At 47.5% G+C, this 13,398-nt stretch carries 4 protein-coding genes, 1 other RNA gene and 1 pseudogene; 1 reads left to right on the forward strand and 5 read right to left on the reverse strand.

From position 1 onward, the window contains the following. Positions 1-267: 267 nt before the first annotated feature. The 5 genes and pseudogenes from RHD99_RS05040 to ssrA form a co-directional block, all read right to left on the reverse strand. The gene (locus RHD99_RS05040; protein WP_309879079.1) at positions 268-1,707 is read right to left on the reverse strand and encodes an ATP-binding protein; all 1,440 of its coding nucleotides are present in this window, start codon (positions 1,705-1,707) and stop codon (positions 268-270) included. Positions 1,708-1,716: 9 nt separating this feature from the next. Next, a complete protein-coding gene (locus RHD99_RS05045; protein WP_309877724.1) occupies positions 1,717-2,043 on the reverse strand; it encodes a hypothetical protein in 327 nt (108 codons plus the stop codon). Next, positions 2,031-3,182 carry an SIR2 family protein gene (locus RHD99_RS05050; RefSeq protein WP_309877725.1) on the reverse strand — a complete coding sequence of 384 codons (1,152 nt, stop codon included), beginning with the start codon at positions 3,180-3,182 and terminating at the stop codon, positions 2,031-2,033. Before RHD99_RS05050 ends, RHD99_RS05045 begins: the two co-directional genes overlap by 13 nt. A 14-nt stretch (positions 3,183-3,196) precedes the next feature. Next, a pseudogene (locus RHD99_RS05055) lies at positions 3,197-4,022 on the reverse strand (tyrosine-type recombinase/integrase); the annotation flags it as partial. 136 nt (positions 4,023-4,158) lie between these two features. Continuing rightward, positions 4,159-4,522, reverse strand: a transfer-messenger RNA (tmRNA) gene (ssrA, locus tag RHD99_RS05060). Positions 4,523-5,167: 645 nt separating this feature from the next. Between ssrA and RHD99_RS05065 the strand changes: the two genes are divergently transcribed. Next, positions 5,168-13,387: an Ig-like domain-containing protein gene (locus RHD99_RS05065; protein ID WP_309877727.1), complete on the forward strand. Its 8,220-nt coding sequence runs from the start codon at positions 5,168-5,170 to the stop codon at positions 13,385-13,387. Positions 13,388-13,398 lie beyond the last annotated feature (11 nt).

Genomic DNA, 13,398 nt, shown 5'->3' on the forward strand with positions numbered 1-13,398 from the left:
CTATCTTGAAATTTGGAAGTAAGGGAATGCAACTTGAGGTTGTACAAAAAAACTTTTTTTCCGTTTAACTACTCACTTTGTTCACCTTGATATTTTATCATTTAAAATCATTATGATAGGTGGTGATTAAAGGGTGAGGAGTGAAGAGTCCATTGTTCATCTTTACCTCCTGAATGTGAAAAAACCGGCTTGCGCCGGTTTATGAGGTTACATCGCGAGTGTGTCATCGCACTTTGGTAGCCAGTCTCTAGTGTAAGAGGTTTATACCTACCAAAATGTATCAAGATCAATTGTATCGCTTTCTGGCGCTAACTCAGATGGTAGGCGTTGAACTTGAATGATCATTGGTGTGTGAAATGCAGTTCCTGAGACAACACAAGCACCTGATGGCAAGATCGGTACTAACGCGCGTGATGAATTATCAAGATTGCTTATAGAGTTTTTAAGTAAGAAAAGATCATTTTCATTAACTAAGCGATGTAGGAAATAATTATGGATTTGGGATATTAACGTAGGTGATATATCAGCGGGGCGCTGACTTGCAATTGTAACAAAATAGCCGAATTTCCTTCCTTCTTTGATTATCTCTTCAAACAACTCAAGTCGATAGTCTTTCCAAGTTTCTGATTCGCGATTTGAGGTTTCCGAAAGAATGTTATGGGCTTCATCAATGATAAGGTGAAAGCTGTTCTGCGCAGTATCTTTTCTTTTGTGCTCAAGAAAAGAACATTTGGCAATTAGCATTGGTATTGTTTTTTTTGTTTCTTGATTGCAGTTTTTTAAAGATATAAATAATAATGGTTTAGGTTCTAGTGCTACATCATCAATAATCTCAATTACTTTTTCAAGCGAGTTGGTTGATGAATTCATTTTGTTTATTAAAGGACTGATGTGTTCATATTGCACATAGTTTCTAGAAACCGACATGATTAGTTGGAGGGTCGCTCTAACAATTATTTGATCAAAAGCTGATAACTTAGAAATGTCAATATCACTACTTACAAGATGGGGTAGATGAGCTAAATACTCTTCCGGTGTATTGAAATATGAATTGTTTCTATAATATTTATTGTTGTCTCCCCTTGAGTACCAACTAAATTCAGATAGCTCGGCATTAATTTCCTTTGTCTTTTCTGGGTTGATAATGCTTATTATAGAGCGTAATACACTTATGGTTTCTCTATGTTGGTTTTGACCAAACATGATGTTTAATGTGTTATGGAAGTAATCATCAAGCTCATCACCATGCTTGTGTCTATTCCTTGCCAATATATTAAGAAATGGTTTTTGAGTTTTTTCTGTGGCGGAGAAAAGAACTGAAAGTAATTCAGAATCCCAGAACTCAGATTTTTTAATCTTTAGCTTGTCATTGCCATCTTTTTTTTGTGTATCAAGTTCAAGATATATACTTTTGCTTTCAAATTGATTGTGGATAGGTTTGTATTCACCATTAAAATCAATAAAAACAAAAGTGGATTTTTTGAATATATTGTCACCGTTGCTGGAGAAAAGCTCACTGTAAATCTTAGCTAATGAATTCGATTTTCCACTGCCAGTGTTTCCAAATATTCCTATGTGAGAATTAAATATACCATTAACTGGTATGTGAACTGGGATGTCTTCTAATAAAGATGTTCCTATTAATATTTTCTTTGAGTCAACTTTGCCTTCGAATGTATATATTGCTGATATTGATTCGTCAGATATTAAGTGTAATTAATCTTGAATCATTGGTAGGTATTTTATTCCAGAGTGGAACTTGTTATTTAAAATATACCCAATGATTTTTATGTCTATAAATCTATCAAATTTTTCATAGTTAGGCTTCGAATCATCGAAGTTTTTTTTCTCTAATATTTCTTCCCCTTCTATCTTGCCTATAATGTCATGATACCCTTTTCTAATTACGATGAATTCATTAATGGCAACTCCCCTGTACAAACAGCCATCATGTATGTATGTAGTTTGATAGAGGTTTGGATGCACGATTGCACGCACAGAAGTACCTCTAACTGCTGTAACATATCCGATTATAAACTGCATACTAATCCCTCAGTAGAATCTTTGCCAATAGTTGGAAAGATGCAATTAATAAACCTGTCAATATTAATCACGTTTTCGCTATCGTCATTATCAGGATGGATGAATATAATTTTTTTATTACTTACTAATTTTTTTATTTCTGCTTTGTCATCTTTTTTATAGCAAAAGATATATACTATTAATGATGGGTTGCTTAGAGAGCGAGAAATTATTTCTCGAATATGTTCGTCTTTAAAAGAGAATCCAAAGCATACAAGTACGGTTTGTGGTTTTTCTAGTTCATAACTTAAAAGTCTTAGTGATTGGTAATAATGCTGTTGAAATACAGTCTCTTCAAATTTAGCTTTTGTTGGATTTACAATAGCTAGTTTGTTATATTCTTCACGGAAGTTTTGAAGGGCTGATTCATCTTCACTTGAAAGGCTTAAAATTTCCTCTGCTGTATATTTTGATGAGTGTTCTTCAATATTATTAACTGTTTCTTTTATGTCGTTTGTGGTTATTTCTAGCTCTAAACCATTAGGGTAGTCGCTTGGGTAGTTGACTTCTATTTTATCTTCGCTGATTTTTTTCCATGAGACTGAACCATGCATTTTAATGAGGTTGATTGTAGGTATTTCAAATTTATACAAATCATTGGTTCCCTGATGCCACGTAGATGTGTGGAAGTTACTGATTTGAAGATAGCGCTTGCTAAGACCTCTTGCCCCATCATTGAAAATAAAGTTTGCCGACTTACGTAGCAATCTGTCAGATGCTTTTTCGAAAAAAAGATCGTAATTTGTAGTGAATATATTTGCGCGTCGAATCTGATTCGCGCCTTTTCTATTTATCAGGCTTACGATGTTTTCTATTAATTCTTCATAAGAGGTTAATGTCTCCCTGCGTTTTTTTCGTGATAGTGAACCTAGAGGCACAAGGCAAAAACTTTTCCTTAGAATATTTTTATAATATTGGTGATAAACGTAGTTTAGTATCTCAGAGTAATCACTATCAGTGAGTATATCTTCATATGTTTTATCATCATTAATCCTAAGAGTAGGTATGTATGAGGCTGAAGCTCCTGACCCAATAAGGAAATTGATGTTTTTATCAAGCAAATCAGATGCTTTGAATGCTTTGAATAGTTCGTTTGCCATGTGAGTCTAGCTCCTTATTTATTAGCGTTATTCACAAATATTCCCCACCAAGAGTTAAATATTTTATTTTTTTTCAAAATAGGTTGATCGATTATAAGTTCGGCGTACTTCGTTTTTATCACTATGTGTTAAAGCTGCCTCAATAACATCTGAACTTAGACCCGTTTCATTCATTGCAGTGCTGGCGATAGAGCGTAATCCATGTGCAACTAACTTAGCACCAAAACCGATTCGTTTTAAAGCAACGTTAGCCGTCTGGCTGTTCATTGCTTGCTTTGGATCATTTCTGCTTGGAAATACATGTTCCCGGTGAGCGCTGATAGGTTTCATTATCTCCAGAATATCTAATGCCTGAAGAGATAAAGGAACAATGTGCTCACGTTTGCCTTTCATCCGTTCTGCTGGAATAGTCCACTGCATGGTATCGAGATCGATTTCTTCCCATCTAGTACCGGAAGCCTCCGCAGGGTGCACAAGTGTTAGGAGCTGCCATTCAATCAAACAACGAGTCGAAACAGACAGATTAGACATAACCAGAGAACGCATTAGCTTTGGCAGTTCTTTTGGTCGCAGGGTTGGCATGTTTTGCTTTTTAGGCCTCTCAAAAGCCATACCAACACCGGATGCTGGGTTTAAATCAATCAAACCGGTGTTAACTGCATAAATCATAATTTCGTTTATGCGTTGTACCAGACGGCGAACTGTCTCCAGTGCTCCACGTGCTTTGATAGGTTCAAGTGCTTCAACTAACGTTCTGGCTTTGATTTCCTGAACAGGGATCTCCCCAATGGCTGGGAACACGTCTTTATCCAGAGAACGCCAAATATCTTTCGCATAATCCCATTCTCACTGGGTTCCACAGAATCTTCTCGGATAGTTACGGACAAACCCCCAGACACAAAAAAGCCCGCATAACTTTCGCTATGCGGGCTTTCGACTTCATCATGTGGCTCTGGTAACCACTGACGGAGAATTTTGGTGGAGCTGGGGGGAGTTGAACCCCCGTCCGAAATTACTACGCCGTCGGTACTACATGCTTAGTCGTATCTTTACATTCGCCGGTTAGCTGCGGATAGACACGCCACTAACAAACTATCCTGATTAGTTTTAGTGCTTCAACCCCAGGCAAGGTTTACACACGATCTCTTTTGGGTTTGACTTCTCTTGATCCCCGTCTTAAGAGCGGAAGCTAGGGAGAGAAGGCTCTAAGCAGGGTATTAAGCTGCTAGTGCGTAGTTTTCGTCGTTTGCGACTATTTTTTTGCGGCTTTTTACGAGGCAAACCGCCCCTCGGCATGCACCTTGGGTTTCGCGAATCCCGTCGAATCCAGAATCAGCCCCACAAGTGTTGAATGAAGTATAACAGAACCTGATGCTGACGCGCCAGTCCATATCTCTGATGCTTTTGTATGAGTGCTCAAAGCCGTGCGGCACGAAGGAGTGAGTTGCACAATGATTGTACATAAAACAATCTGTTGCCACGAACATAACCCACATTTAATTAAGGGATATTTGTGGTGCCTTTAATAACCCTGGTTAAATAAAGGTTTCCGCGTGCGTGACTATAAATGAAAAATTTAATTTAGGGCGAATGAAGAGGACCATCAATTTTTAATTTTCATTTGTTATTTTTTATATTTCACGATGTAAGTTGCACAATACTAAATGTTCGCCTACGCCATATATTATTCCTGCCTCATGTAAAACCAACGCCTACCTTGTCAAATTACTCTTATTTGTTGTTCTACATTGCTGAAAGGCAAAATGTTGTTTATACATTTTTTATTAAGAAAGTTTTCTCCAATGCATTTGTTTTGTGAAATTCAAATAAAAACAATGCATTACTTGGTTTTGTTGTTCTGGTTCACGTTTTTATACACAGCAGTTTTTCTGGGCGATTTATTACCCGGAATGAATTGAGATACTTCACATTTTTATTAAACGCATAATGAACTAAAACTGCGATTCTGTGCGAGGAAAAGAGCAATGGCGACGCAAAATAATCTTCCCGGCTCCGTCCGTATTACTGGATTCGATAATGGTGAGTTGATCAGTCAATTCTCTGGTGGTAGCGACCGTGTCGTGAACCTCACTAAACCCAGTATTGTGCGGGTGCAAGCCTCCCCGGAAAGCGTTAATTATTATGAGCGTCAGGGTGATGACCTGATTGTCCATATGAAAGATGGCAGTACCGTTCGTTACCAGCACTTTTTTACTCTGGATGCCAACGGGCACCACAGTGAATTGTATTTTGATGATCAAACCGGAAGCCATCACGCATTATTCCCATTTGCCAATGAGGCTGGCCCTGCAACGGCTCAAACTGTTGTGCCGACTTATGCCGACAGCGCTGTCGTCGCCGCGGCAAGTGAAGAGGGCAGTAATAATGCCTTGCTGTGGATTGGCGCTGGGCTGTTAGCTGCGGGCGGCATCGCCCTTGCCGCAGGTGGTGGTGGCGGCGGAGGTGGAGGCGGCGGAAGTGACAATAACAATGGCGGTGGCGGCCAGGGCGGAAATGTCGGCAATGCCAATGGGGACAGCAACAACGGGGGCAACAACAACGGGAGTAACAGCGGTGGAAATGATCCCGCCGCGCAACCGCAGGTGTCCACGTTAACGATTAATCCTTTTGCGGGCGACAATGTTGTCAGTGCGGTAGAAACTCTTGAGAGCCAGATTGTTAGCGGCAACACGCAGGCATTTAATGCCGGTCGCACAATCAGTATCACAATAGAGGGCCAGACCTGGACCGGGACTGTTAACAGCGACGGGTCATGGAATATTAGTATTCCAGCCGGCACGTTGCAGCAACTTGCCGCCGGTACGCATACCCTTACCGTTACGCTGGTTGATGTAAACGGTGTCACCCTGACGCAGACCCAAGATTTCACGGTGGATCTCACCGTTCCCGCGCCGACCATTGATACCCCATTTGGCGACGGTTTTTTAAACCTGGCCGAGCAAGGGCAGGACCAAATTATTACCGGTAAAACCGGGATCACCGGGCCGGGCCAGGGCGTTGTGCTGGAATTTAATGGCCAGTCTTACACCGCGACGGTGGATGAAAACGGGAATTGGCAGGTCACGATACCCGCAAGTGCGCTGCAGGCGGTGCCGGATGGTGTTGCCCAGATGACCGTCAGCGTAGTGGATGCCAATGGAAATGTAGCCGAACAAAGTATCGATGTTACGGTCGATACCGTCGCTCCTGCGTTGGCGATCACTGACATTGGTAATAACGGCGTCATTGATGGATTGATGATAAATAGCGGTCAGGATCAGATTGTTCGCGGCACGTCAGATGCGAAAGAAGCGGGCGATAAGGTCACGGTGACTTTCAACGGTAAAACGTATGACACCACGGTTGACCAGAATGGGAATTGGCAGGTCAATATTCCGGCGGCAGATCTAGCCGGCAAAGAAGGGAACAACACCGTTAGCGCGGTGATTACCGATCCCGCAGGAAATACCGCCGCAGCCAGTAAAGATTTCTCGCTTACAACCGCCGTTATCACCCTCAATAATTTTGCTGGCGACAACGTGCTGGATGGCGCAGAAATGCAAATCAACCAGATACTCAGCGGCACAACTGAAAATATTCCGGTTGGGACGACCGTCGTTATCAATTTTGCGGGAACAACCTATAACGTTTTGGTGGAAACGGGGGGCGTCTGGCATTTAGATCTCACGCCTGCGCAATTAGCCTTAGCGGATGGCTCATATACCATTTCCGTCACCGTTCCTGGCTATGTTAATACTGCCGTTAGCGAAAGTTTCACGGTAAATACCACGCAACCTGCTATTGCGATTGAGATTATCTCTACCGACGATGTTCTGAACGCCAGTGAAATCCAGCAGCCGATTACCATCAGCGGCGTCACCACGCTTTTGGGCGCAGCCATTACCGTCACATTCAATAATAAAACTTACGTGTTAGTTGCAGATGGAGCGGGGAGATGGAGTGCGCAAATCCCTGCGGAAGATTTAGCTGGCCTGAAAGATGGCCCGTTTGATGTGCAGGCTCAGGCAACGCTTGGCGGTCAAACAGCTAACGTGTCTCACACGTTTGTGGTCGATACCACCGCGCCGGTTGTCACTATTGATGCGGTCACGCCTGACAATATCGTTAACGCAACTGAAGCCGGTGCGGCACTGACCATCACCGGTAAGGTCACGCCACTTGATGTGAATTTTGCTCACCAGGTCACGGTGACCATTAACGGTAAAACTTTCACGGGTAACGTCAATAGCGACGGAACATGGAGCGTCCAGGCCGATGCGAATGTGCTCAACGGCGTGCAGGATGGCGATGTCACTATCAAGGCTTCGGTTAATGATGCGGCGGGAAATACGGGTAATGCCGACCATTTATTAACGCTGGACACCACACCGCCAGCGCTAACTATCGATACCGGCTTCTTGCAAGACGGCAAACTCAATTTTAATGAATCACAAGCTGACCAGATATTGAGTGGCCAGACCGAAGCAGGGGCGAAGGTGTCGCTGGTCATTAATGGCAAAACGCTTCAGACGCTCGCCGATGATAGCGGCCACTGGTCGTTGACGTTGTCATCTGGCGACTTAAAAACCCTGAAGCAAGGGGCGAACTCGCTTGAGTTAACGGCCACAGATGTGGCGGGAAACAACACTGACGGCTCCGTTTCGATTGATGTCAAAACCACCGGGCTGCCGACTCTGACGCTCGACACGCTCTTTGGCGATGGCGCGGTTAACTCATTCGAGGCTCTTGATGGCGGGAAGATAACGGGAACCGCACTCAACCTGCCGACGGGGACGGAAGTCACGGTGGTGATTGGCTCCCCGCCTAAGCAAGTTACCGTATCCGGCACGGTGGATGGCACCGGGCACTGGAGCGCCACGGTGCCGCCAAATGACATGAAGATATTGTCTGACGGGCAGTGCAACGTGACCGTCACGGCTTCAGATTCTTACGGCAACGTCGGTACTGCAAGTGGATCGATGGAGATATTGATTCATCAGTTGCCGCACGCGGTGCTGACTCCGCCACTGTTTGTTGATGGTTATTTAAATCTTGCCGAAGCGCAGGCAGGCCAGGCGCTGACCGGAAACTCAGGGATAATAGGCGGTGGGCAATTCGTCACTGTGGAGATAAACGGTAAGCCCTTCAAAGGGGACGTGGATAGTAACGGAAACTGGACCGTCCATCTCCCGCCGAATGTGCTGCTGGCACTGGCTGATGGCACCAGCACCATTCAGGTGATTCTGACAGACCGTGCATCCAATATTGATGTTAGTCCTGATTACAGCTTCGAGGTTCGCACCCATGTGTTACCGAATCCAGGGCTGGATAAACCCTTCGGCGACGGCGTACTGAACGCCATTGAAGCGAGCACGGACGAAACGATTGGCGGTAAAACCGGGTTTGCCACTAATGCCGGGCAGACCGTCATGGTCAGCGTCGATAATGGAGCAGCTCGCGCGGCTTCGGTGAAAGCCGATGGTAGCTGGGAATTAACGTTAACCTCCGCTGAATTGAAAGCTTATCCCGATGGTAATGTGCCGGTAAAAGTCACCGTGACGGATATCGCCGGAAACGTCGGTGTGGCGAACGGCAGCTTCACCGCTCAGACCCATAACGTGCCGGTGCTGACCATCAACACCCCGTTTGTCGATGGCGTGCTGAACTACGACGAAGCCCACGCCGTGGGCGGGCAGGTGATTACCGGCAGCACCGGGATTTCTGGTGCAGGGCAAATTGTTAAAGTCACGATCGGTGGTTTAACCGTCGATGCCGTGGTTCAGGCCAATGGAGACTGGAGCGCTACGATTCCAGGCTCGAAGCTCACGGATTTGGTTAACGGAGAAAATTATCCCATCAGCGTGACCGTCACGGATTCGGTGGGAAATACCGATACCGAAAGTGCGAGTGCAGTGGTTCACGTGAAGAAACCTGAACCGACCATCGATCTGCTGTTTGGCGATGAGATCCTCAATATCAGCGAGGCGGCAGGGCCGCTTACCCTTTCTGGCACCACGGGTCTGACGGGCGGCGGGCAGGCGGTCAAAGTCACCATCGATCTCAATGGGGTAATTTATAATGCCGATGTGACGACTGGCGGCGTCTGGACGCTGAATTTACCCGCTGGCGCGTTGCAGGGGTTAACCGGAACGTCGCATGGTATTTCTGTGACCGCAACGGATGCTTATGGCAACAGCGCGACGGTAAACGATGGTTTTACCACGGCATTTACCGCGCCGACCGTTACGCTCACTACGCCGTTATTTACTGACAACATCGTCGGCACCGCAGAAGCAGGCGTGGCGCAAATCCTGAGCGGAACGTTAACTACGGCAACAACAGGCACTCCGGTGGTGCACGTGATCATTGGCGGCAAAGATTTTACAGCCACCGTGACGGGCAATACCTGGACCTTAGATCTCACGGGTTCGAGTGACTGGGTTGGCGTCGCGCAGGGCGTGCAAAATGTGGTGGTCACCATTAGCGATACCGCGCACAACACCGGTTCGACCAGCGCACCGCTGACGATTTTGACGCTTGCACCGACTCTGACGGTTGATGCGTTTGCAGGTAATAACGATCTCAGTTACGAAGAAAGCCAGCACGGCGTCACGCTGACGGGTTCTTCTACTCACCTTTTAGCCGGGCAGCAAATTAACGTGGAGCTTGCCGGGAAGACGTTCACCACCACCATTCAGGCGAATGGTTCCTGGTCAGTCATGCTAACGCCGGAACAGCTCGCAACGCTCGATGAAGGTGGCCAAACGCTTAAAGTCACCGCGACGGATAGCGCGGGTAATAACGCGTCCACACCAGGCGTCCCGGTGACCATCGACCACACCGCACCGCCGGAAAGCGTCTCCATCAATACCATTGGCGGTGATGGCTATCTGAATATTGATGAATTAGCCGGAACGGTGACGATTAGCGGGAAAGCGACCGGAAGCACGACTACGGTCACGGTAACGTTGAATGGCACTGAAGTGGGAACGGCGACGGTGGCAGGCGGTATCTGGAGCCTGACGCTGAGTCCAGCAAATAAAGATTTACTGGCTGAGGGGGTAAACGCCATTACCGCCACCGGACAGGGCGCGCAGGATTCCATCACCGTTACCGTTGATAGTTCACGCCCAACGATTACCGTCGATCCCTTTGCAGACAACGATATTGTTGATGTCAATGAATCCAAAAGCAGCCAGCTATTAAGCGGCACGGCGAGCGTTGAGGATATTGGCCGTGATATTACCATTCAGCTAAACGGCAAAAACTATTTTGCCACGGTGCTGGCGGGCGGGAACTGGTCGGTTTCTATTCCACAAGCGGATGTGGCGAATTTGCCACAGGATCAACAAAACATCACCCTGACGCTAACCGATGCGGCGGGCAATACTAAGACGGTTACGCACGAAATAACCGTGGCAACCGTTGCGCCATTGCTCGAAGTGGATGCGCTGGGCGTGGGCAATTTGTTGACCGCCGTCGAGATTATTGGGGGCCTGCCGTTAGGTGGGCGGGGTGACCCTGGCGACACGGTTCATATTACTCTTGGGCCGATTTCTTTAACTGCGTTGGTCGATGAAACCGGTCACTGGAAAGTTCAGCTTCCGGAAGTCGATCTCGGAAAATTAACTGATGGCGCGCAGGTTATTGGCCTCAGCGTATCGGATCAAAATGGCAACGTGACGACCGCTAATGTGGTGCTAAACGTCGCGATTAACAAAGACCTTGGCGTGTTAATACCAGATTTGTTTGCCACTGACGGGATACTCAATGTTGCTGAATCACTGGTGACACAAGTCATTACCGGCAAAGCAACAGGGGATTACCGCGATGCCACAGTGACGGTCACACTGCTTGGCTTTACGGTTACAGTGCCTGTTTCTGCGGATGGTTCATGGAGTGTGTCTGTCCCACCGAGTACCTGGATTGGCCTCACGCAAGATACCGCCGGACTCGATGTTTCCATTAAAGATATCAATGGGAATACGACAAACACACTGGTGAATATTGACCTCGCATTGACTGATTTGCCTGTGGTGGGCAACGTTATCGCCTCGGTCGACAACATTATTAACAAAGCCGATACCGCCGTGGCTCAAACCGTCACGGGCGTAGTGCAGGGCGTTGAGGCAGGGACAGAAGTGCTGTTGAAAATCGGTGGTAGCGTTATATCAACCACGGTTGACGCCACCGGGCACTGGATTGCTTCTCTTCCGCCTGCTTTGCTGGCAGCACTGCCGGACGGTACCGCAGCGTTAAAAGTCAGCGTGACCGACAAATTCGGCAACCTCGTCGAAAGCAACGTTAATCTCACCGTGCTTTCCCACAATTTGCCGACGATTACGCTTAACCCGCTATTTGGTGATGGGGTGCTGAGCATTGTTGAACTGGTTAATGGCGTCATCAGCGGCACCGCAACAGGGCTGAATGGACGAACGATCTCTCTGAGCATTAACGGCGCGCAGCAATTAACTGCGACCGTCGATGCCAACGGGAAATGGAGTGCGGCACTGACACCGGATGTTATTGGCATTCTACAGGGGCTTGGCACCGGAAATGTCTCGGTATCGGCAAGCGCTACAGACCTGGTCGGTAACCCGGCGGCTTCTGCAACCGTGGGCTTGAAACTCGACCTTATCGCGCCGGTGCTTAACTCCGTCACGCTGTTTGGCGATGGTTTATTAAGTGCCGTTGATGCCACCCTGGCGCAAACCATTACCGGTTCCGTAGGCCATGCGCCATCAGGTTCTGTTGTCACGGTGGCGCTGGGAGGCAAAACCTTCGATGGCACCGTGGCCAGTGACGGCAGCTTTAAAATTAACCTCTCGCCGAGCGATTTGCTCGGGTTGAGCGACGGCAATTTAATCCCACGCGTCACGATAACCACCATCGACGGTAATACCTCGTCGGTGAACCTGCCTGCCGTTACGGTGGCGGTCGCCAATCTACCAAAAGTGATTATTGATTCGGTGTTTGGCGGCGATGGTTATCTGAATGTCAGCGAAGCAGGTTCAGGCCAGACGTTAACCGGGAAGATTACCGCCGGGATCACGGATGGCGCGAAAGTGGTGGTGACCATCGGTGGAACAAACTACGACACGACGGTCGCGGCGAATGGAACCTGGTCGCTGCCAGTCCCTAATACCGTGCTTAAAGGCTTGCAGAATGGCGCACTGCACATTGGTGTGACGGTAACCGACAAGGTGGGGAACACCAATACTGACGGCGCGAACACCATTGTGAAACTGACGACGCCGGGGCTGAGTTTTAATGCGCTGGCCACTCTTAATATTCTCACTTTATTGACTAAAGGGCTGACGTTAAGCGGCGGTTCTACCAATCTCGGCAGCGGTGCGGTGGTTCATATTGGGCTGTTGAATAACACCGTGAGCACCACGGCTATCACCGACAGCAACGGGAACTGGACGGCTACCATTGGCCTGGGCCTGAATCTGTTGGAATTACTCTCTTTGAGCAGCGCCGTGAATCTTTACGCCTCGGATCTGGCGGGGAATACCGGTTATCTCAACGTTGGGCTGGGCGGCGACATTATTTCCACCACGCCACCGGCGGCACCCATGATGATGATGGCTTCAATGTCGGAAACCAACACCACCGGTGATGAAACCAGTACCACTCATTCCACTTCTACAACCAGCAATAACACGACGGAAACCACGGAACATTCCGCTGACACAAGCGGCGATGCGGCGGCTTACACCATCGGCGGTTTGAGCATTGATCTCGCCGACGGCACCACCGTTAGCGGCGACACGCTACACGGCAGCACCGGGAATGACACCGTTCATCTCTCAACGCTTGGGTTTGTGCAGATTGATGGCGGTGCAGGCATCGATACGCTGGTGCTGGATGGCGTCAACATGACCCTCGACCTGGTGGCGGAAGGCAGCAAAATCCAGCATATCGAAATCTTCGATTTGGGGCTTTCCGGCACCAACTCGATAACCCTTAACCTCAACGAAGCGCTAAATATCACCGACAAACCGGAAGACGACCTGCTGATTAAAGGGGCGAAAGGTGACCAGGTGAATTTGGTTAACGGCACTGGCGATGTATGGGAAGTCGCCGGGCAGCGGGAAATCAACGGTGTGGAATACGACGTTTATCACAACAGCTCACAGCTCAGCAGCAACACGCTGGGTGATGTGCTGATTCAGCAGGGGTTGCATGTGAATCTGGTTTAATGGGGCAAGAT

The organism is Buttiauxella selenatireducens (assembly GCF_031432975.1).
GTDB classification, from domain to species: Bacteria; Pseudomonadota; Gammaproteobacteria; order Enterobacterales; family Enterobacteriaceae; genus Buttiauxella; species Buttiauxella selenatireducens.